The organism is Corynebacterium sp. HMSC066C02 (assembly GCF_001814945.1).
GTDB lineage: Bacteria > Actinomycetota > Actinomycetes > Mycobacteriales > Mycobacteriaceae > Corynebacterium > Corynebacterium aurimucosum.
Map to the genome: position 1 here is coordinate 64,171 of NZ_KV818452.1, position 22,446 is coordinate 86,616.

The following is a 22,446-nucleotide window of genomic DNA, read 5'->3' on the forward strand; positions in this document are numbered from 1 at the left end:
ATGACAGCCCCTATCTTCACGCCCAAAACCACAGCGGAGCTTCGCGCTGAACGTGAGCATGTACTTCAAGATCTTGCGCCCCGCACAATCGATGAGCTCCGCGAACAGCGCGCGGTTGATCAAATTTTAGCCATCGACGAGGCCACTCTGAATCGGTATGAAGCCCTGTGCTTCGCTATCGGCGACTAGACAGACACGTTTTCTCTCAGAGCTACATCGTCCCTAGCCTGAGATTCAAAAACTACCCCCACGTCAATACCAGGGCGTGCGGTAACAAAACCCACAGGCAGGACACAATGGGCAAGCACGAACCAGCGGAAATCAGCGACGCACCCAAGAAGAAAGGCGTCAACCCCAACGCCATCATTGCGCTAATTCTGATCCTCGTCGGCCTCGGTGTCCTGCTCTACCCCGTGGTGGCCACGCAGTGGAACAACCACACCCAATCCCGCGCCGCCGAGGAATACGCCAAGCTGGAGAAGCAAGCCCCGCCTGAGGTTCTGCACACCGCGTGGGAGGAAGCACAAGCCTACAACGCCGGGTTGGGCCAAATCAGCATTGGCGACGCGTGGACCACCACCGATAACGAAGACTCCCCCGAGTACCAGCGCTACCGCCAGTACCTGTCGGTATTGTCTGAGACCGATGCCATGGGTCGTATCGTCATCCCCTCTATCGATTCCGATCTGCCCATTTATCACGGCACTTCAGAAAAGGCGCTCTCCCGCGGCGCTGGCCACCTCTACGGCACGGACCTACCTGTCGGCGGCGTAGGTGATGGCGAGGGTCGGCACGCAGCACTTTCCGCCCACACAGGCCTACAAAATGCCACGCTGTGGGACAACCTCACCAAGGTCAAGAAGGGCGATGCTTTCTACATCGCCGCCGGCGGCGAGAAGCTCAAATACGAGGTACACGATATTCGGGTCGTCGAGCCTGCGGACACCAGCTTGCTCCACCGTGAGCCAGGCCAGGACCTCGTTACGCTCATTACCTGCACCCCCTACGGTGTTAATACCCACCGCTTGCTCGTCGCAGGCCACCGAGTGCCGATGGATCCGGAAGACGAGGCCGCGTTCAACAGCTCGGGTGTTCACTGGCAGTGGTGGATGTGGGCCATCCTGGCTGCCACTGCCATCATCGTGCTTCTGCTCATCTACTGGTGGCGCAAATATGTCAGCAACGCCAAGGACACCGCGCTTGACGACGACCCGCAAGACTCCTAACCGCCAATGAACATGCAATAAGGCCCGCCCTTCCCTGGAAGAGCGGGCCTTTTCTAAAAGTAGCCGCAAGCGGTGGTTCTATACCCAGCGGCGTCGCAAAGCGAGGCACCCTGCCGCGACAATTGCGGCGCCAGCGAGAGCCCACAGGCCTACGCCCTCACCACCGGTCTTGGGCAGTGCACCCTTGGTGATGTCAGCGACCTGAAGGACGCCGATCTTCTTCACACAGTTGGCAGCGGTGTCAGACTCAGCGCACCTATTACTGGTGATCGCGGTCCCTCCGGAGAGCACCTTGATGACTGCATTGCCATTCTGATCCCACTCCGTCGAGAACTTGATCGGCGCGGGCAGCAGGTTATAGCCGTTCGGCGCCTTCGTCTCGATGAGGTAATAAACGCCAGGGGCATCCAAGCCTTCGAGCTTGACGCGGCCTGTGGTGGTGGTCGTGGACTGCTTCACCACGGGGTTAGCATCAACGTTGACGCTGCCATCCGCGTTTAGCTTCAGGTTGCCGTTAGCATCACTGCGGTGGACGGTGAACTGCGCGCCGCCAAGCAAACCGTCGGTTTGGATCTCGTCCGGGTTGTCCGGGTTATAGCTCGCCTTTTCGAGCAGGATGTCCATCGTTTCCTTGGTCTCCAGCGGGATACAGTCAGTATCCTTCCAGCCGCCCATTTCTGCCTCATTCATGAGGCCAAATTTAGGCTCATAAAGACCACCCTTGGTGTAGCAGCGGGAGTTACCTGCAGGCTGGCTCGGGTACCCAGCGGGTACGGAGGTGCTATCCAGCTTTGTACGGTCCAGCTTGAAACGCACCGTTACCTCGTAGACGTGCTGCCCAGTGCTTCCGTCAACACCCTTGGGTTTAATGATCTTCGGAGTGTCATTCTTGTTGAGCTCAAAGGGGCCGGCACCTTGGTACGCACGCGGCTGGCTGGTCTTGTTGAACTCGTCCTTGAAGATCACAGTGGCCCCAGTAACCGTGGCAGCACCAACAAACCTCGGGGTGTCCGTGAGCTTGCCGTAGATCACGTCGTTGGTGTCGAAGCCAGGTGCGTCCGGTGCCTCAACTACGACGTTGTACTTCGCGGTATATTCATTCGCTGCACCAGGAACAGGTTGCGGTGTGCTGTCGACGGCAACCTTATTGAAACAGGCTTCAGTAGCGACGTTGTCATCTTCAGCCGGGCTAGACTCCCCGTCCGTAGCCTGGAAAGCAACCTTGTTCGGACTACATACCGTCTTGAGGTTCCCGTATTCATCTGTTCGCACCGGCGCAGAGACGACATACTCTACCTTCGCGTGCCCTGGAAGAGTACCAACATAGCCCATCATGTATCGGGACTCACCGTCCGCTCCGGATGGGACAATCATGCCTGCATAAATACCAGTTCCCGGCGCAATCTGATCAGGCCCGGGCTTTTGACCGTTGACCTCGGTAGATCCTGCTCCAAATCCCTCGAATTTCGCAGTGGGACCGGAAGCGTTCACTCCATAGTGAGTATCCGTTGGTAGGTATTCCCAGAATGTGCCGCCCGAACTGGTGTTATCCGTGGTGTTTTCCACGGAGATGGTCCAGAAAGTACGCACCTCGCCGTTTACCACCTTGGTCTCCGAGCGTTGCTTCTTCACCGCAATGTTTGATTGCAGCCCTGGCGGTGGCGGAACTAGGTCGGAGGCCGCGTCCGTGTTAAATGAAGCAGGCAGGTTGTTCATTATGTTGACCAGCTCGAACTTCGGGCTATCATCATCTGGGTTGGTGATCTTTAGCTCAAAGCCCAGCTGATTCGCATTCGCACTACCCGAGCCAAAGCCCAGGTTTCCATTGGAGTAGGTCCACGCCTTGCCCCAAGAAGCAGAGGGGTTCGAGATCGTGCGCCCATCGAAGGTCTTGATGCCGGTGAGATCCCAGGTCCTGATGTCGCCGGTCTGTGTGTCAATGCGTTCAAGGATAAGCTTGTCGCCTGCCTGAGCCTTACTCTGGAAACCCCACATATACTTCTGGGCCTGCGGGAGCACCGCCCAGTCCTCCGAGTAGGACTTCTGGCTTCCTAGCACGCGTTGAGCCGTGACTTTGTCGACGTCGACCTTATAAAGGTGACGGCTACCAGAAGTGGACGTGTTGGCCACAAAGAATCCCTCGCTGGTGTACACGCCAGCGTTGAGGACATCCCGGTCGCCGCTCGTTTCAAACGGGGTACCGGTACTTCCGGCCTTTAAAATAGGCCCAAGATTATATACTTCACCGGTTGCCGGATTGATCTGAAGGAGATTTCCTGCCGGGTAGCAAGGATCACCATTTCGGCCGCGACTCTGGCTCACCGCATAGAGCCAGTTATCACTCGAATCAAAGGCTAGAGCATTGTACACCCAGGGAGTGGACTCTCCCACCTGGCGAAAGTCTCGGCCTTGGTTGACTTGACGGCTCAGAATGGAAGTGTCTCGGCGAAGATCCTTAGGTTCACTGGTTACAACGTAGACAGGGCTACCGTCGGCAAATTCAGCTGGGGTGAGATCGCGCTTTGGCTGTCTGCTTGTAACCGGATCTTGGCACTCCTCTTTCGCAGGAACGGTGAAGGAAGCTGTAAACACTGTATCGGCTGGCCCGCGGTGAACACCCTTAAACTGAATCTGTGCGGTGCCACCAATAGTAATCTGCGGCAGGATGACTTGGTATTCCTTGGCGCTAATCCTTTTGTAGGTCACCTTCGCCTCATACCAACCTCCGTTGGCACCGGTGTAATAGATCGTCAGGTCATCAGGGTTAGTCGATAAATAACTGTTAACGCTGGATTTGAGGGTAACCACCGTGCCTTGCGGAATGGACAGCTGGCCGCCAAAAAGCTCACCGGCCGGAATCTTAAAGTTCGGGATATAGCGGCTTCCCTTGAGCACGTATCCATCGTTTACCATCGTGATGGTGCGGTCGCCTGCAGCGTACGGGGTAATGTTCGGCGCCGCCATCAGACGGGCTGGGGCCGCGTCAACGTCAGCAATATCAAGCGGCTCAGTCACCTCCGAAGGGGCTTCTAAGGCTTCGCTGGATTCAGGTGATGACGTGCTGGTAGTCTCCTCGGCTACTCCACGCACGTCGACGGACATCCCGCTCAGTTCGGATTCCTCTGCGACCGCTGGGATCTTCAGTGAGAAAGCTGCCCCTGCTGGCACGTCAGTAGAAAGGCCAGCGATTCGGAAAGTCACTGAAGAACTGGTTGATTTTACAACGAGGTTGTCTCCTTCGCGGACGGGGATCACTTCGCCGTCGATAGTCAGTGTGTAGGCCGAGCCGTCGAACTCCAGTCCTGCAGTCTCAACAGTGAATTCCAACTCCTCCACGGTTCCGGCGTCAACAAAGTGGCCTTCAAATGTTGCGGAGTCGCCAACAGTCAGGCTCAGTTGGTCTGCGGAATCGAGCTTGGTGCGCAGGGTTGTGGTTTGTGCTTCGGCTACGGCACCAACGATTCCGGGCAGAGCAGCCGGTGCAGCAACACCAACAACGAGAGCCAGTGCAGCAATGAACGCCGCAAGAGCACGCCAGCGGTACACAACCGGCTCGACCGGATGAGAATCTGTCCAGGACATTAGCGTCCCTCGCTTTCTGAATTCTTCCTACGGCTAAAGGCAATCATCACGAAACCAGTGGCAATCAATGCCAACGCTGCGGCTACTACACCGATTACCTGTGCACCGGTCATCGCCAATGAGCCACCATTGCCCGACGACGTTACTGGGGTTGAGGTCTTACCGGCACTTGGAGTACCCGGCGGCGTTGTCTCGGGTTGGTGAGGTGGCTTCCCTGGTTTAGTCGGTGGATAGTTCGGAGGTGTTTGCGGGGTATCCGGGCGTGACGGCGGAGCGCTCGGAGCAGATGACGACGTGGGTGGCGTCGGCGTTTCACCCGGTTTGTGGGTCTTAGCCACGATTACTCCTGGTACTGGTTTCGGGTTATCTACCACCGTGTGGAATGGAACCGCCACCACAAACGGGTTTATCTCTCGGTAGGAATCATCCGGCGCTGTAGACGTCACCACATAGAAGCCATGAGCTAGACCATCAAACGTCACCTCGCCATTGGCATTGGTGACCAGATCCACGTGCACATCGGTGCGCCAATCACGAACCTCGTCGAGATTCGCGTTCCGTACGCGGGCTGCGTCGTCAGCGTTGGTCGGGTCCAAGCCGGCAAGCCGGTCCAGATGAATTGTGACACCTTGGATTTTTCCCGAGGGCGGCTGGCCATCGTCGTTGGGATTGCCTTGTGTCAGCCGGATTGTCACTGTATCCGTAGCCGAAGTGCGTTCCGCACCAGTGGACTGCTGCCCGGCAACCTGCACCGCTTCTGCAGCAACGACGCCCGGCCCTGCGAACGCAACCGCACACGCTACTCCGACGGCAACCACTCGGGCCGACCATGCATTTGTCAACCTCTTCATCGCCTTACTCCCGCACGCTACTTTCCTTATTAATAACTTCTTGCACCCCGGTAGCCGCCTTCTGGCGACGCAGCCACCACACCAGCCAACACCCAATGACAATCACCGCAGCCAACAGCGCGTACATCCACCATTGCCAGCCCGGACCATGGGAGTTTTCAAACACCGACTCCTCCCCAGGCTCCATAGGAACCTGATGGCCACGCACCAGCAAGCGATGCGTGTTGATCCCGTACGGGGTGCACGTAATCAGTGTGACGTAATCCTGATCAGCGACTGGCCGTAGGCCATCTACCTCGCTCGGCAGCACAACTTGAATGTCGTCTACGACGTACTTCAATTTGTGGCCAGCAACCTGGATATAGAACACATCTCCCTCGGTGGCAGAGTCGAGGTGATCAAACATCGTCGAATTTGCCAGACCCGTATGCCCCGTAATGACGGAATGGGTTCCTGATCCACCGACCGGCAGGTCAGAACCATACAAATGCCCCAAACCACGCTGCAGTGTCTTATCTGCGGTGCCATGAAACACCGGAAGATCAACGTCTACTGCTGGGAACACGAGGCGGGCCATCGCTTCGGTCTCACCCAACTGCTTCAAATAAGCCTCATAGTCGGGATTGTCTACCCCGATACGGTTCAGCCACGGATCCAAGATCGGACCCGACGTATGTTCTTCGTTGTATGCATGTGCAGCATCCCACACCGAATCCTGCACCTGCGCCGGTGTCTCTTTATCCAGTCGCGCATATTCCTGCGCCACTCTTGAGGCGTTCCAATTGTTCCATGCGGTCGAGACCACTGGGTACAGCATCACCAACAACCCAACGACAACGATTACCGCCGGAAGGACTAGGCCTCCACGGCGCCTGTGCCGTCGGCCTGCATTTTGGCCTACCACCGTAGTCAACGACCCGCACCACCCAAAACAATGCCCCACGCGCTAGCGCAGCGCGACCGGGATTACAACGAAAGAGAATGAAGGGGACTGAAGTCTATACCTAGCCCAGTCCCCTCACTGGGTCGAGCACCATATTTTGATTACCCGACCCGCAGCGCAGACCATCATGGACAGTCTGCGCCACCGGAACTACGCCCGGCTATTAGTTGCGCGCGGTACGACGAGCGAACCAAGCACCAGCAGCAACAATTGCTGCGCCAATAGCAGCCAGGATGCCCACACCGGCACCACCGGTCATCGGCAGGTTCGGGGTGTCGCGCTTGATGTTTTCAATTTCAGAAACAAGGGTGACGGCGTCGTCACCCTCGAGCTCACCAGTCTTCGCGATGTTCTCGCGGGTGAACTCAATTTCGGTAACAGGGTTTTCCGGCAGTGCGTAGCCCGCTGGAGCCTTGGTTTCCTTCAGACAGAACTTCTTGATGTCGGTGACCTGTGCGTTATCTGCGAAGTCGGTGACGTGCAGTCCGTCGATGGTGATGGTGCCGTCAGCACCGGTGGTCCACTTGTCCTGCTCCTTGACGGTCAACTTACCGCCCAGCTTATTTGCCGCGGTGCACTGGTATAGCTCGAACTCAGCACCTTCCAGGACCTTACCGTCCTCCTTGCCGTCCTTCTTCACAACCTTCAGCTTGCCGTGGTAGGTCACGACCTCATTGGTCTTGTTCTTGACCTCGTTGCCGGTGTTCGGGTTGTTGAAGATGACGTCAGCCTGGTTCTTCAGCTCAGTGGTGTCGCCCACTTCCTTGCGCTTGACCTCGAAGGTCAGAGACATCTTGTCACCGGACTTAACCTTGGCAAGGCCCTGGTCGGTCAGCTTAACGACGAGCTTGTTTCCGTTCTCAGCCGGATTGTTGACCTCGTAGTCACCGGCACCCAGAGCGGTCTCTCCAGCCTTGACCTCGGTGACCTTCTGGAAGTTCAAACGCTGGTCCAGCTGATCCTCGAAGCGGAAGGCGGTCAGGCTCTTACCCGCACCCCAGGTCGGAGCATCCGCGTTGATGGTGTAGGTGTACGCGTCCTGGATGTTCTGATCTGCATCCTTGACAGTCTTCTCGGTCTTGGTTTCCGTGTTCTTCGGGTACGCGATGACGTCGTAGTTCCAGGCATCCGATGCCTCGTTAACCATCGGCACCGACACGATGAACGGAGCACCGGCAACGATGCCGTCCGGAGCGTTAGTTTCCTCTACCAAGTAGATGCCCAAAGGCAGATCAGTGAAAGCTGCCTTGCCATCAGTGCCGGTGGTTTCTTTCTTGGTTTCCGCAGTCTTCTTGTCGTCCTTGACGTCAGCAGCCGACTTCGGGAACGCCGCCCAATCATCCTTCTGCAGGTCGTAATCGAGCTTGGTGATCTTGTAGGTCACGCCAGACAGAGCCTCACCCGGAACGCCTGCCATTTCCTTACCGGTAGCCGCAGTACCAGACTCAGCACCCTTCTTCTTGAAGAGGGTGATCGAACCCTTCTTAGTGAAATCGATGTTTGCTTTGTTCACGGCCCCCTGCTCAGCGCCAGGGTTCTCCTGGGCCAGTGCACCCGGAGCGGAAACGCCCAAAGCGAGTCCGGCGATAGCAGCGAAGGCAACTGAACGAGCGGTACGAGAGATCTTGTTCACGGAAATTGGTCCTTTACACGAGTTCTGAAATGAGGCACCGCGCCCCATTGGCTGTGTGCAATCCATTCCCCACGGTTCACGCACCATGACCTGACTCGTTGCTAAGAATCTTTCGCCTGCCGAGAGTAGTTTTCAGGTTGAAACGTCTACGCAGGCCCCAACCTTAACTAACGATAGCCTGTGGATTACATAACTAGATTCTATCCCCAGCACCTGAGGCAAAGCCCCCGACCAAAGCCCCCCCCCCCGGAGATTCAGCCAGATCACTCAAGGTTCCGCTTCATCCGCACTAGCGTGAAAACCTCTTTCGCAGGTCAACAACCGTTTTTGAAGCGTCATATAGTTTCGCGTGAAATTGAACACATTACCCATTTAAGAGGGTAAACCTATTCGATTTTACCCCCGTCACATAGCAAGCAACCATCACACAGAAGAATGGCTTTTGGAGAGTACCTTCCAGCGACAGTAAAACAACCATTAATACTGCCAATATCAGCAGATAATCCAGAACCTTCAGCAGCCCGACAAAAGGAAGTATCACCAAGAAGGCCCAGGGGTATTCCAAAACCATTCAGATCCTCAGCTTTCAACAAGCCACATGACTGAAAGTTAATAGCGTTAAGATTCTCTGGATCAGCTCTCTACGAAGCGTCAGCCTCGGATGCTGCGCGAAGCAGCGCCGCGTAGGCACCACCACGAGCGAGGAGCTCGTTGTGGGTGCCGCGCTCGGCCACGCGGCCGGCGTCGAGGACGACGATCTGCTCCGCATCGCGGATGGTGGACAGGCGGTGCGCAATGACCAGGCGGGTCGCATCCGCTCCAAGGACCGCCTCCTGGATGGCGCGTTCGGTTTCGTTATCGAGGGCCGAGGTAGCCTCGTCCAGAATGAGCACTTGTGGCCGGCGCAGCAGCGTGCGCGCGAGCGAGAGGCGCTGCTGCTCCCCGCCGGAGAAGCGGTAGCCGCGCGAGCCCACCACTGTGTCCAGACCTTCCGGCAGCGCGGCGATGACCTCATCCACGCGCGCGGCATGCAGCGCCGCCCACATCTGTTCCTCGCTGGCATCCGGCTGCGCGAAGAGGAGGTTCTCGCGCACGGTGCCATGAATGAGGTAGGTCTCCTGGGAGACCACGCCGATGACCTCCGAGCGTTGCTCGGCAGGAATGTCGCGCAAGTCAACTCCACCCAAGAGCACGGAGCCTTCCGTCGGGTCGGCCAAGCGAGCCAGAAGGGCGGCCACCGTGGACTTGCCGGATCCGGTATGCCCCACCAGGGCCGTAGTGGTGTGGGCCGGGATGGAAAGGGAGACGTCGGAAAGCGCGTCTGCGTCAGTGCCGGGGTAGCGGTAGGAGACGTGGCTAAGGGTGAGGGAGGCGTCGGCAAGGTGGGCGGGCTCAGTGGCTTCCTTCAGTTCGGGCTCCAGGTCCAGGTACTCGAAGATGCGGCTAAACAGCGCCATCGAGGCCACCCACTGTGCGCCCACGTTGAGCAGGCCGGTGATGGGGCGGAAAATCTGGGTTTGCAGGGTAGAAAAGGCGATGAGCGTGCCAATCGTAATCCCCGGGCGCAGGCCGGCAACCAGGAAAATCAGCGCCGGCATGACCCCGAAAATGATCTGGGTGAGCGCCATGCGCCAGCGCCCGGCCAGCTGCGATTCCAACTCTAGGCGGATCAGGGAGCGCGAGGTCTTCTCAAACCCGTCATAGACGCGTTCCTGCGCGCCCAACGTGGCCGCCAGACGCATGCCGGAAACGGACAGATTCTCCGAAATGGTCTGTTGCAGCGTTGCCTGCGCGCGGCTGTTTTTCTCCATGAGGCTGCGGCGCAGAACGGCGGCGCGGCGGGTGAGCCACACTGCGGGAGGCAGCACCACCAGGGACAACAGCGAGAGGGTGGGCGAAAGCGCCACCATCGCCACCAACGTGGCCACCGTCATGGTGAGGTTGCTGGCCACGGAGGTCGCCGTGGTGGTCACCATGCCGCGCATGGCCGCGATGTCATTGGTCAGGCGCGACTGAATCTCACCGCCCCGATTATTGGTGAAGAACTGCAGCGATTGGCGCTGCAGATTGGCAAAGACCTGCGTGCGCAGCTCGTGCATGATGGTGTGCCCCACCCGCGCGGATAAAAAGGACTGGATAACGCCGATGGCCTGAGAGACCACGGTGATGGCCAGCATGCCGCCCACCAGCCACAACAGCAGTGCGGTGTCGTGGTTGGGAATGGCCTCGTCCACGGTGCGGCGCACCAAGAAAGGCTGCACCACCGTCAGCCCAGACGTCGCGATGATGAGCGCTACCACCACAAGCAGCGTGCCGCGGTGGGCTGCGAAAAGGCCGGCGACGCGACCAAACTTCACTGGGTGCTGGGCCAGCTGATCGACGTCCGCCGGGTCCTTCACCGCGGTGTGCATCGGCCGGGTCATGGCTTAACCGCAGGTAACGATGGGCTGCGGGTCATAGACCGTGGTGGTGGTCTCCCGGGAGATTTCCTTGCCGGAGAGGTCCTTGATCACGCGGGTATCCGAGGTGGTGAAGCCCGGCGTGCCAGACGACGGCGAGCAGTCCTCGCTCACCGACTTGCGCTGCGGCTCGGTCTTGGCCCAGCGGCCGTTGTTGATGGACTCGACCTCAACCGTCTTCACGCCCTTGAAGCGCACGGTGATCTCGTCACCAAAGTCGGTCTCGATGCGCACCGGGTGGTTGGAGGTGTTCTTAAACTGCAGGTCGATCGCACCCTCATAAACGGTGGCCTCGCGGCCGGCCGGGTAGCGCGAGATGTAATAGGAGTGCGGGGTGTGCGCCACGTCCTCCATGCCCGCGAAGTACGCGGCGTTGTAGAGGGTGGTGGCGAACTGAGAAATGCCGCCGCCCACGGCCTTACCGGCATGGCCGTCGATGATGATGCCGGATTCCACGTAGCCCTGCGCGGTTCCGCGCGGGCCGGTGTAGCCGTTGAGGGAGAAGGTCTCACCCGGGTTGACCACAGCACCGTTGACCTGCTGGGCCACCAGGCGGATATTGGTGCCGGAGGCCCCGGAGAAACCGCCGGTGGAGAACTCGGACACGGTCTCATCGAAGGTGGCCTTCTCTGCCATTTCCGTGGTGAAGTCTGCGGGGTCCGGCTTGTAATCGGCATCCCATTCGCGGTCGTCCTCGCTGCTCACACGGTCCTCGAAGCCCTCGAGGGTCTTCTCCCAGTCGATGATGGAGCCATCCACCGAGGGCGTGATCTGCTTGTCGTTGCCGCTGAAGGAAATTTTGGCGTTGGTGCCGGGCACCTCGGAGCCTTGCATGCGCTCTTGGAAAAGCTCGCGCGCGCGGTTCTTATCCACCTTGAGGCGTAGCTCGCCATCCTCCGCGGCGATGGAGACGAACTGGGAAATCTCCGGCTTGCGCAAGGTGCCGGTGGTGTTGTTCTCGCCCTTCAGCGTGAGCGGGTTATCCAGCGCGCGGGCGGCATCCCCGGTGCGCATGGCCTCAATCGCCTCATCATTAATCTGAGGCTCCACCACCATCGGCTCGACGTCGACGCCCTCGGGGTCGAGCCAGTGCTTCACGACGCCCTCGTGCAGCACTCCCTCTTCCACCGCCTGGCCGAGCTTGGGTTTGGTCTCTTTGAGGGAGCCGTCGATAAGCTCCAAGTTTCCGTCTTCCGGCTCGATCTTCAGCTCGTTGCCCACGCGCTCGAGCTCCCCGGAGAGCTGATCTTCATCGACGTCCACGGCCACAGGGATTTCCTGGGTGGGCTTAATGAAGCTGTACAGGCGCGAGAAGGGGTTCAGGGAAGCGTCAGGAATGCCGTCGACGGCTTTCTGATAATTCAGGCTTAGGCCGGAGTCTTGGGGGATAAGCTGCGAGCTTTTCTCCCCGGCACGGATATCCACGGGCTGGGCTGCGACGTCCCCGAGTTCCTGCTCCAGCTTCTCCACTGCGGCAGTGCGCTCCATGCGGGAGATGTCCACGCCGCCAACCGACGTCGCGCGCGGAACCTTGTGCTGGTTGGCCATCACATCCCACGCATAGGCGATGCCGGCGATGAGTATCAGGCCGACGAGCACGCCAAGGGTGACGTGAAGCCCTTTGCGCCGCTGCTGCCTGTGTCCGATTGCCTTTTTCACGTGTACGAGATTAACGTCTGCCAGCTAGTTTTTACTAGTCGCCCTCCTGCTGGGCCACGACTTCCGCGGCCGCGTCGATGACCGCGTTGATGTCCTCGTCGGTGGACCACAGCGGCATATCGGCCCCGGCGGCCAGCGCCGCGGCCACGGCCTCCGGCACGCTGAAGTTCTCCGAGATGGAGGCCATTCCACCCAGGTCATCGGTGTAAATGGTGCCGTCATAGCCCAGTTCTTCGCGGGCTAGCTGATAGGCCCGCGGGTTGAGGGAGGCCGGCTCCTCGCCGAGACCAGGAACCACGAGGTGGCCCATCATGAGGGCTGCATCAGGTGCTTGCGGGAGAGCGTTGTGAAAGGACACGAACTCATGTCCATAGAGTTCTTCCAGGGGTGGGGTAACGGCCTCCCCCAGGTGCGTGTCCCCGGAGGCACGCCCGTGGCCGGGGAAGTGCTTAAACACGGCCTTCACGCCGGCAGCCTGCAGCCCGCGGGCAAAGGCCGCGCCATACTCGCCGGCGGCCTGTGGGTCGGTGGAGAAGGCGCGGTCGCCGACGACCTCCAAGTCTCCCCCATCCACGTCGAGCACCGGGGCGAAGTCCACCGTCACGCCGTGGGCGCGCAGGCTGTGCCCGATCTCCGTAGCCAGGGCCTCGACCTCGTCCGGGCTATGGCCTTCCGCCATGGCCTGCGGGGAGGGATAGTCGCCCAAGATTTCGGAGAAGCGCTGCACGCGCCCACCCTCGAAATCGATGGAAACTTCAAAGTCACGGCCCATTTCCTCGCGCAAAGCGTTTACTCCCCGCGGGCCATCGCTGAGCAGTTCCGGGTCGGCCCAGCTCGGGATAAAGAGCCCGCCCACGCCGGCTTCGAGCTTCGCCCGGGCATCCTCGTAGTTCAGCGCCGGCGGCATGAGCTTGGCGGCGGCGCGGACGCGGACGTCTTCCGGCGCGACATCCGGTGGTGCCGCGTCTCCCGACGCGGCACTAGTCGGCGCCACATCGCCCGACGCGGCACTAGTGGGCGCGGCGCGGGTTTCGCTCGGCGGGGCGTCGGAAAGCACGGATTCCTCGCTGCACGCGCTCAGCGCACAGCTAGCACTCAACAGGAGGGCGGGCATTGCTTTTCTCATGCCCACCAGTGTGCCTGAAGCACCCGCGCGGGCAACATCTGGTTGTTAGGATGGCCACATGAATAATGGAGAGACCATGCTCATTGCCTATGACGGCTCCGACCGCGCCGACCGCGCCCTCGAGTACGCCGCGCGGCTTCTGCGCCCCACCGACGTCGAAATCCTCACAGCGTGGGAGCCGTCCGCACGCCAGGCCGCCCGCGCCGTCAGCCGCACCGGGCTGCACCAGTCCACGGTCTCGCCGGAGAGCGTGGAAGATGATCCGGCCTACGAGGAGGCCCTCGCCATCTGCCGCCAGGGAATCGCCAAGGCGGAGACCTTGGGGCTGCGGGGCCATGCCCACCTGGTGGAATCCGTGACGACGATTCAGAGCGCGATTGTCGACGCCGCCCAAGAACTCGACATCGACGTCATCGTCACCGGCACCCGCGCGCTCACCGGCTTCCGCTCCTTGTGGACTAATTCCACGGCGGAGTACATCGTGCGCAATGCGGGCCTGCCGGTCTTCATCGTGCCACCGGAGAACGACGATGAGGACGACGCGGAAGAAAGCGACTCCTAAAGGCAGCTTTTAGCTGCTAGAATCTGGCGCCATGGCATTCGACAGCGATTCCCTCAACAAGCGTACCCTGGGCCCGGCCCTGGGCAGCGCTGTCGTCGGCGTGGCGTTGGGGGTCGTGACCATCCTGGGCATTGCCCAATTCTCGCAGGCAGATGCCGTGCCGAACGATAATTCCGTCAAGGCCTCTGATGCCGTGATGGGCGGGCCGGAGTACGGCTCCCGCGAGTAGCGTGCGCGCACGCATCGGGGGGCTTTTCTTTTTAGCCCTCGTGGTTCTGGTGCAGCCGTGGGGGCTGACCGCCGCTGATACCAAGCACGATCTGGCGGCCAACCCGGCGCGTTTCCTGGCCGGCGCACTGCATGCTTATACCGACACCTTCACGCTGGGACAGCTGCAAAACCAGGCCTATGGCTACCTCTTCCCCCAGGGCTTGTTTTTCCTGCTGGCGGATCCACTTCCGGATTGGATAGCGCAGCGTGCCTGGTGGTTCCTGGTCCTGGCGGTGGGCTTTCTGGGCTTCTTCCGCTTAGCCCGCACGGTGCTTCCCGCTGCCCCTAGCTTTGCCGCGCTGATGGGCAGTCTGCTCTATGCGCTCTCCCCGCGCACGCTGACTACGCTGGGCGCGATTTCCTCGGAGACCTGGCCGGTCATGCTCGCCCCCTGGGTGCTGCTTCCCTTCCTGCGACAGGGCCGGTTGGGCTGGCGGGACGCCGCGCCCTCGGTGGTGGCGGTGGCCTGCATGGGCGCGGTCAACGCCACGGCCACGCTAGCGGCCTGCCTGCCGGCGGGTGTGATTCTGCTGTGGCGGCGCGCGGGCAAGACCGGCCTGGTGTGGTTAGCCGGATGCGCTGCGGTGTCCGCGTGGTGGATTACCCCGCTGCTCATCCTGGGCCGCTATGCCCCGCCCTTTACGGAATTCATCGAATCTGCTGGCGTGACCACGCGCTGGCTCAACCTGGCGGAAATCCTGCGCGGCACCACCAGTTGGGCGCCGTTCGTGGATACCGAACGCGTCGCTGGCAATGAGTTGGCCACCGAGCCGGTCTTCGTGCTTGTCACCGTGGCCGTGGCCGCCCTGGGTCTTATGGGCCTGGCCCGCCTGCCGCGCCTGTGGCCTGCGATGTTGCTCGTGGGCGTGGCCATATTAGGCACGCATGCCGCGTGGTACCTCGACGCGCTCGATGGCCCGCTGGCCGCGCTGCGCAACGTGCATAAATTCGACCCGCTGGTGCGCATCCCACTGGTACTCGGCGTGGCCGCGATTGCTGCCCGGGTGAGGTTGCCGCGGACGTTGGCCCCGGGGCGTCGTGAAGCAGCGGGCCTTCTGGTGTGCCTCGTGGTGGTAGGCGCGACCGCCCCCGCCTGGGCGAGCCGTCTGCTACCGAAGGGCGCCTACGAGGAGGTCCCTGCCTACTGGCACGAGGCCACCGATTTCTTGAACTCGCTGGATACCCGCGTGCTCATCTACCCGCCGGCGTCCTTTGCGCGGCAGGACTGGGGGTGGACGCGCGATGAGCCGGCACAGCCGCTTCTCGACGTCCCCTGGGCCGTCCGCGACGCCGTTCCCCTCATCCCGCCCGAGGCCATCCGTGGCATGGACGGTGCCATGGCGCAGATTGAGCGCGATCCCGCTACAGCACCTGTGGTTTTGCAGCGCCTGGGTATCGGGGCCGTCGCGGTGCGCCACGACCTGATTTCCGGTTCTTCGGCCCATATTCCAGGCGAGGTCCACACCTTCGGGGAGGTCGACGTCGTCGTCTTCGACCCCGACCTCTCCATGAACCTGGCGCCTGCGGACCCGCCGCGCGTGGCGGGCGGTGGGGAATCGCTCGCGCTCCTGGAAGGCCCCCACGAGCTCGTCTCCGCCAACGCCGATATCGTCACCGATACTCCCACCTTGCGTGACCGCAACTACGGCACGCTTTCCGGCCCAGTGTCCGCGCCGTTGGCCTCTAGCGACCCATCGACGGTGCGCAACCGACTGCGCGATTATCCCTCTGCCGGCCCGCTGACCCAGGTGGTGGAGCACGATGGTCGCGTCATCGCATCCTCGTCTGCCGCAGATGCCTCCGCCTTCGGCGGCGCGAACCCGGCGCGCTCTCTCACCGCGGCCGTCGACGAAGAGAATTCCACCGCCTGGTGGCCAGCGCCCGGCGATTCCGGCTGGTTAGAGCTGCATTCCGATTCTTCGTGGACCTCGCCCACGCTGCGGCTGATGACCACCGGCACGACTGAGGTGACCATCCACAACGGCGACTCCAAGGTCACCGTCACCATGGAGGCCTACCGCGCCCGCGATATCCGCGTGCCCGGCGCGCAGGCCTCCACCATCCGCATCGAGCCACAGCGCCGCACCGGGATTGCCGAGGCCTCCATCGTGGACCAGCCCACCCCGCGGCGCATCGTCACCGTGCCCGATACCTCGCCGGATGCCGAACAGTTCCTCTTCCAGCAGGACAACGAACACATCCTCATCCGCTCCTTCACCGCCCCGCGCGATATGACAGTGCGGGTCTCGGGTGAGAAGACAGTGCTTATCGACGGCTCCCCCCACGCCCCCAACACCACCCTCAATCTCTCCGCGGGACAGCACCTCCTGCGCACCACCGGCGACTGGGCGGCGCTGACGGATACCGCGTCTTCCCTGCCCGATCCCCTCCCCGCCTCCTCTCACGCATCTTCTGCGGACTCAGCCGCTTCTTCTAACCAGGAAGCCGTCGCAGCCGACCCATCCAACTCCGGCTATACTCCGCTCGCCTCCGGCGAGCCCATCGAGCCTGCCGACCACGACCGCCTTCTCATCACCGGGCGTGCTTTCAACGAGGGCTTGCGCGGCGAGCTGCGCTCCCCCAACACAGCCGCGGTCTCGACACCAGGTTCGGCACCAAACTCAGCGCCGGCCACTAGCTCGGAACCGCTGGCCCTCGAACCGCGTTCCATCGATGCGGACACGCAGGCCTTCCTCGTCCCCGCCGGTGCCAGTGGCACCTTCCACATGTCTTTTGCTGCCGACCGCGCCTATCGCGTCGGCTTGGGCCTCGGCGGCGCGCTCGCCGCGCTGACCACCGCGCTGTGCCTGCTCGTCATGGCCCGCGGTCCCCGTTCCCAAGCCACTGCCCCATCCGCGACTTACGCAGCACACGATTCAGCCGCAACCGGCCCAGTCGCCGATGCCGCCCTCCCGGCATCCTCCACGGATTCCCAAACGGCCTTCCCCGCCCATGTTGCCCACTCGTCTCTCTCAGCGCGTGTCCTTCTGGCACTACTCATCGCGGCAACGATGGCGCTCGTCGCGGGTCTTCCCGGTGTTGCCGCCGCTGCCGCGGCGTGGGCCATCACTCGCTGGACCACGCTGCGCCCCGACTACCTGGCGGGCGCGCTCACCTTGGCCGCGGGCGCGATGCTCGCCCGCGCACCCTGGCCCGCAGAGGGCTACGCCGGCGATTCGCTGCTCGTGCAACTGCTGTGCGTCGCGGCTCTCACGTGCGCCTGCCTCCCACCCCGCCGCACGCCCTAGGTACCCAGCCCCGCCCCAGATGGTTTCCCTCAGAAGGCACTAGTCAAAAGGCGTCTTTGGGGGCAAGAGAACCATCTGTGAAGGAGCAAAAGGTTTGTTTGGGGTCAAGTAAACCGTTTGACTAATGCCTTCTGGAAAATGCCATGTGTGACGTGCAGTCTACGGCCCCACCGAACCGGTAGAACCAGTAGAACTAGTAGAACCAGCGACGTTGGCAGGGGATCCGGAACCGGAAGCGCTCGCAGAATCGGCGGCGCGGCAGGGAACGCGGGACGGCGATGCGGCCGCGAGTAAAGGCGAGAGAGCGGATGAGGTCGCGGCCGGGGACCTCGACTAGCGCGTAGGTCGCGGCAGACAGCACACAGCTGACCACCACCGTAAAAGCCAGCACCACCACGAAATCCCACACTGAGCCCGAGAAGGCAGACACACCCAACAGCGGGAAGGCGATGGCCAGCACCGCCACATGCCACATGAAAACCCCATATGACCAGCGGCCCAGCGCCCGCATCACAGCGGAGGAGAGCCAGCTTTCGCGCGGCGCCAGCGCCACCGGCACCACGATGCACGCCCCGCACACGGCCCCCGCCGCAATGCGCCGCGCAAACTCACCCGGTTCTGGATGCACCAAGCCCTGCGGGCCGAACCACTCGCGGCTGGCCAGCCACACGCAGCCCGCCGCCACCGCCCAACAAGCGGGCCGCACAATGCGCCCGGCGCGCACACGCACGCCAGCTGCCTCCGCCTCCGCGGCCAACATTCCCACCGCAAACCACGAGAAATACGCGGGCGGCCAAATCTGCGTATTGACATCGCCGGATTCATATCCGGCCACAAACGACAGAAAACCCCAGAACAAACTCAGCACGCCAGCTCCAGCAATAAGTGCAACCCGCGGGCGCGCCGAAAGCCTATCCAACAACCACGCCAACAGCGGCAACACCGCATAGAAGGCGAACTCCACGCACAGCGACCACAATTGCGTTAACCCGGGAACCAAGCCGTCAGCAATATAGAGCTGCGTGCCGGTCAGGTTGGTGATGACTTGCGGGAAGGTTAAGGGGGAAGCGTCGGGAAGCAAGGCGAGTACCGCCACCACGCACACCACATACAGCGGTGCCAAACGCGCCACGCGGGAAAGAAGATACTGCCCCGCCGTGTGCGCATGCCGCCGGCGCCACAGCAAGAATCCGCTGAGCACGAAGAAGACCGCTACCCCGTAATCCAAGCGCTCAGCCCAGGCCCAGCCGGTGGCCGTCTGGAAGGACACGTGCGTGATCACGACCGCCAGCGCTGCCAGCGCACGCACGCCTTCGAGCTCAGGGAGAAAGCGCATGGCCCACTACGATACTATTTCTGCAGTGAATCCCTCGACCGATCGGAGCTGACGTGTTCCTTCGCTCCCGCCTAGCGCAGGTGACGATTGCCGCCGCGGTATTCCTCATACTCGGGTCCATCCTTCCGCCGCTGTACAACAACCAGTCCCGCCCGCTGCCCAGGGGCCTCGACATCACGGTCCGCGCGGAACAGGATGGGGTTGAGTTCACCCGCCACACCACTACCGCCCCTGCGGAGAAGGATTCGGTGGCCCGCGCGCAATCCTCCACGGAACTCACCGTAGATGGCGAGACCTTCGCGCACATCACCGAGGAATCCCTGCTCAACCGCGAGTCCACCTACCCGCTGGCGGGGCCGAACACGACACAGCACATCGAGCTTTCTGCCTTCGACGTGCAGATGGAGGACCGGGTTGAGCGCGATGGCATAAGCTACTTCTTCCCCTCCGGGGCGGAGCAGCGCTCCTACCCTTTCTTCGATCCGCTCACCCAGGACACGGAGCCCATCGATTTTCTGCGCGATGAGAAGCTCGACGGCATCCCGACCTACGTCTTCCACCAGGATGTCGCCCCGGTCTTGCTCACGGAGGTCTTCGGCCTCGATGCTCGCCGCTCCGGCCCGGCGGGCGATTTCTACTCGCCGGGATCCTTAGAGCGCTACAACCTCAAGCCGAATTCGCACGTCATCCTCGAGCCTTTCTACGCGGTGAGCCGCACGGTGTGGGTTGAGCCCACGACCGGCACCATCGTCGACGAGGAGGAACACCCGCGCATCTTCTGGGCCACCGATGCGCGCCAGGCCCAGGCCATGGTCGACGCCGATGACACACAAGAACGCGCGCTTCTCGACGTCCCCCTCTCCTGGTCCGATTCCACCCGCGCCGAACGCCTCGACTCGGTGCGCGGGGTCATCGACACGGTCAAGATCTTGAGCCTCGTGGGCTGGTTGGGCAAGGCCATCGGCGTGGTGTTGTTGGCAGTGGCGGCTGCAATGTTCATGCGCCGTCATTCGGCGCAGAGCGCGTAGGCGCCCGTGACTACGTCCCGGGCCTCCCTTGCGATGCGCGCCGCCCTCGGCGCATGGGGTTTAGTACTCGTGATCGCCGTGTGCTGGCCCTTTGCGCTGCCCGGCGAGTTCCTGTGGCGCGACATGGTGTTGCTTGAGCACCCAGCGTTCACCGCCTCTGCCTTCGGCGCCGGCGATCTGCCCGCACGCAATGCTCCGCAGGACGGGGTGCTGGCGATGGTCGGCGGGGCGTGGCTGGCCAGGGTTTTTATCCTCGGCGCGGCGAGTGCTTCGGCGTGGGTGGCGGGTCTATGGGCGTGCCAGCGCCCACAATTCAGCCCGTGGGCCGCAGCTGCGGCGATGGCGTGCGCGGTGGCCAATCCTTTCGTCATCGAGCGCCTCTTGCAGGGTCAGTGGTCGCTGGCGGTCGCGGCCTGGCTGGCGCCCGTGATCGCGTGGGGGTGCTTAAACTGCCACCCGCGCGTGGCGTGGCTGGCGCTGTGGGCCGCGTCCTTGACGCCCACCGGCGGGCTCTTCGGGGGCCTCATCGCGGTTGTCTGTGAGCGCGAAGGGCGAAGAAGGTGGCTCTTCGCTGGCGGCTCAGTCTTGTTGTGGTTGCCGTGGCTGATTCCAAGCCTTGTGGGCGGACTTTCGGCCGCGCCCATGACTAACGGTGATCCCGCCGCCCAAACCGCGGCCTTCGCCCCGCGCGCGGAGGCCTATGTGGGAACGGTCGGCTCGCTGCTGGGTTTCGGTGGCATCTGGAACGCCGCAGCGGTGCCAGCCTCCCGCGAACATGGCTTCGCCGTGGCGGGGCTTGCTGTTGCCGCCCTCGCCGTCTTGGGCGCTGCCCGCCTGTCCCGGCGCGAGCTGCGCCCGCTAGCGGCCCTGGCGGTTCTCGGCATGGGCTTGGCCATCCTCGGCGCGCTGGCGCCCGGGCTTACTGCGTTCGCCGTAGAACACATTCCCGGCGCGGGCCTGCTGCGCGATTCCTCCAAGCTCACCCTGCTCGCCCTGCCGCTGGCCGTTGCCGGAATCGCGTCCCTGCGCCAGCTTCCGGCCGCGCTCGCCCTGTGTGCCTGCCTGCTCCAAGCCCCCGATGCCCCGCGGGAGCTCGCCGTGTTGAAGCCACGAGAGACGGGCATCGACCGCCAGCTCATCGAAGAGCTCGACGGGCGCCTGGCCTTCTTCGCCGACCGCCCCGCCATGGTCGTAGTCGGCGGCGGCATCGCCCTCGACCCCTACTCCAAGGCCGCGAACAAGCTCGACTCCGGCGAGCTCACCGTCGACGGTGCGACAGTGGATAAGCCATCGCCGCGCTACCTCGCGGCCGCCGAAGCCTGGACCAACCGCGACCTCAACCGGCTGGAGGAACTCGGCGTGGGCGCAGTCGTCGAAGCGGGAAGCGTCGTCGCCACCACGAACGCCCAACCGACACCCGCCCCGTGGGTTCTTAGCGCCGCTTGGTGCGCACTTCCGCTTCTAGCAACTCTTCGAAGCGCGCGCCGGTTTTCTCCCACGAAAAAGTAGCCGCCAACTCGCGCGCCGCGTTGCCTAAACGGTGGCGGAGGGAGGGATCGTCGACAAGCGTGCGCACCGCCTGCGCGAACTCCTCCTCGCGGCGTACCAGCACACCAGTCTCACCGGCGATAACGCTGTCTTGCAGGCCGAAGGCATAACCTACCGTGGGAACCCCATGTTGGGCCGCCTCCATGACTGCCAAACCCCAGCCTTCTTTGCGGGAGGGCATAAGGTGCACGTCGGCGCGCGCGAGGAGCGCATGTTTATAGTCCTCAGTGACCTGACCGCGGAAGCGCACGCGGTCTTCCACCCCGTGGGCCCGGGCGTACTCGCGCAGCTGGGATTCCCACCAGCCGGAACCGATGACGTCGAGAATCGCCCCCGGAATCCGCGCCACGGTGTCCATGGCGTGCTCAATCTGCTTGTGCGGCACCAGGCGCGACAGCGTCACCAGGTGGATATCGGCCTCGCGCTCCAGGGTGGGCACGTGCTGCGGCAGGGGATCAAGGCCGTTCTCAATGATGCGCGCACCGTGAATCCCCAGCTTCTCTAAATCGCGCTTCGAGGCTTCCGAGACCGTCACCCACGTGTTCTCGCGATACAGCGCGGGGACCACGCGAGATTCCAGGAACCAGCCCAGCCGCGCCAGCACGGGCCCGGCCACCGGCCACTGCTCGCGGTGGCAGTGGTGCGTCAGGATCACCACGGGCGCCCGGGTGGCCAGGCGCGCAAAGAACGGGATGCCGTTGTGGGTATCCACCACGACATCGAAACCGCGGCGCCCGAACAACATCGCCACCAACGCGCGCGGGTAGACGCTGAACTTGGCCCCAGCGCGCGAATAGAGCACGCCGTTGCGGCGCTCGCGCTTGGCGGCGTTCATGTGGCGCGCGGTGCGGAAGACCACCTCGTGGCCTTGGGCAGCGAGGTACTCGCCGACGCGCTCAAGGTAGCGCTCGGAACCGCCACCCTGCGGGTGGGTGGAATCGCGCCAACATAAAAGAAGGATTTTCATGACGATGC

16 protein-coding genes are annotated in these 22,446 nt (G+C 62.4%); 7 read left to right on the forward strand and 9 right to left on the reverse strand.

Translation table 11 applies throughout. The features are described from left to right. Positions 1-189, forward strand: a complete 189-nt coding sequence (locus HMPREF2996_RS07145; RefSeq protein WP_070730753.1) for a hypothetical protein — start codon at positions 1-3, stop codon at positions 187-189. A gap of 107 nt (positions 190-296) precedes the next feature. Continuing rightward, positions 297-1,226, forward strand: a complete 930-nt coding sequence (locus tag HMPREF2996_RS07150; RefSeq protein WP_070730755.1) for a class C sortase — start codon at positions 297-299, stop codon at positions 1,224-1,226. A gap of 78 nt (positions 1,227-1,304) precedes the next feature. Here the strand turns inward: HMPREF2996_RS07150 and HMPREF2996_RS07155 are convergent, their stop codons facing one another. From HMPREF2996_RS07155 to HMPREF2996_RS07185, 7 genes are all read right to left on the reverse strand, one after another. Beyond that, positions 1,305-4,808 carry a prealbumin-like fold domain-containing protein gene (locus HMPREF2996_RS07155; RefSeq protein ID WP_070730757.1) on the reverse strand — a complete coding sequence of 1,168 codons (3,504 nt, stop codon included), beginning with the start codon at positions 4,806-4,808 and terminating at the stop codon, positions 1,305-1,307. Beyond that, positions 4,808-5,659, reverse strand: a complete 852-nt coding sequence (locus tag HMPREF2996_RS12470; RefSeq protein WP_083312490.1) for a SpaA isopeptide-forming pilin-related protein — start codon at positions 5,657-5,659, stop codon at positions 4,808-4,810. The genes HMPREF2996_RS07155 and HMPREF2996_RS12470 overlap by 1 nt, the downstream gene beginning before the upstream one ends. 4 nt (positions 5,660-5,663) lie before the next feature. After that, positions 5,664-6,572 (reverse strand): class C sortase, encoded by a 909-nt coding sequence (locus tag HMPREF2996_RS07160; RefSeq protein WP_049378962.1) that lies wholly within the window; start codon positions 6,570-6,572, stop codon positions 5,664-5,666. 193 nt (positions 6,573-6,765) lie between these two features. Beyond that, entirely contained in the window at positions 6,766-8,235 is a 1,470-nt protein-coding gene (locus tag HMPREF2996_RS07165) for a SpaH/EbpB family LPXTG-anchored major pilin (RefSeq protein ID WP_070448139.1), read from the reverse strand. A gap of 641 nt (positions 8,236-8,876) precedes the next feature. Beyond that, a complete protein-coding gene (locus HMPREF2996_RS07175) occupies positions 8,877-10,658 on the reverse strand; it encodes an ABC transporter ATP-binding protein (RefSeq protein ID WP_070730760.1) in 1,782 nt (593 codons plus the stop codon). 3 nt (positions 10,659-10,661) lie between these two features. Beyond that, positions 10,662-12,353: a VanW family protein gene (locus HMPREF2996_RS07180; RefSeq protein ID WP_070730762.1), complete on the reverse strand. Its 1,692-nt coding sequence runs from the start codon at positions 12,351-12,353 to the stop codon at positions 10,662-10,664. Positions 12,354-12,387: 34 nt separating this feature from the next. Continuing rightward, positions 12,388-13,479, reverse strand: a complete 1,092-nt coding sequence (locus HMPREF2996_RS07185) for a glycoside hydrolase family 3 N-terminal domain-containing protein (protein WP_070730763.1) — start codon at positions 13,477-13,479, stop codon at positions 12,388-12,390. Between the two features lie 58 nt (positions 13,480-13,537). On the opposite strand from HMPREF2996_RS07185, the gene HMPREF2996_RS07190 reads away from it, so the two are divergent. From HMPREF2996_RS07190 to HMPREF2996_RS07200, 3 genes are read left to right on the forward strand one after another with little or no spacing between them, the layout of a single operon-like run. Next, positions 13,538-14,041, forward strand: coding sequence for a universal stress protein (locus tag HMPREF2996_RS07190; protein WP_070517712.1), 504 nt, complete (start codon positions 13,538-13,540; stop codon positions 14,039-14,041). Between the two features lie 31 nt (positions 14,042-14,072). Continuing rightward, positions 14,073-14,270, forward strand: coding sequence for a DUF2613 domain-containing protein (locus HMPREF2996_RS07195; RefSeq protein ID WP_010188604.1), 198 nt, complete (start codon positions 14,073-14,075; stop codon positions 14,268-14,270). Between the two features lies 1 nt (position 14,271). Next, a complete protein-coding gene (locus HMPREF2996_RS07200; RefSeq protein ID WP_070730765.1) occupies positions 14,272-17,559 on the forward strand; it encodes an alpha-(1->3)-arabinofuranosyltransferase domain-containing protein in 3,288 nt (1,095 codons plus the stop codon). A gap of 193 nt (positions 17,560-17,752) precedes the next feature. Here HMPREF2996_RS07200 and HMPREF2996_RS07205 read toward each other — a convergent pair whose 3' ends face one another. Further along, positions 17,753-18,895 carry an acyltransferase family protein gene (locus HMPREF2996_RS07205; protein WP_246823004.1) on the reverse strand — a complete coding sequence of 381 codons (1,143 nt, stop codon included), beginning with the start codon at positions 18,893-18,895 and terminating at the stop codon, positions 17,753-17,755. 53 nt (positions 18,896-18,948) lie between these two features. Between HMPREF2996_RS07205 and HMPREF2996_RS07210 the strand changes: the two genes are divergently transcribed. After that, complete coding sequence (locus tag HMPREF2996_RS07210) at positions 18,949-19,923, forward strand: PorA family protein (RefSeq protein ID WP_070730767.1); 975 nt, start codon at positions 18,949-18,951, stop codon at positions 19,921-19,923. A 6-nt stretch (positions 19,924-19,929) separates the two neighbouring features. After that, positions 19,930-21,432, forward strand: a complete 1,503-nt coding sequence (locus HMPREF2996_RS07215; RefSeq protein ID WP_246823005.1) for an MmpA family trehalose lipid delivery protein — start codon at positions 19,930-19,932, stop codon at positions 21,430-21,432. On the opposite strand, the gene HMPREF2996_RS07220 is transcribed toward HMPREF2996_RS07215, so the two are convergent. Then, on the reverse strand, positions 21,356-22,438 hold the full coding sequence (locus HMPREF2996_RS07220) for a glycosyltransferase family 4 protein (protein WP_070730771.1): 1,083 nt from the start codon (positions 22,436-22,438) through the stop codon (positions 21,356-21,358). The genes HMPREF2996_RS07215 and HMPREF2996_RS07220 overlap by 77 nt on opposite strands. Positions 22,439-22,446 lie beyond the last annotated feature (8 nt).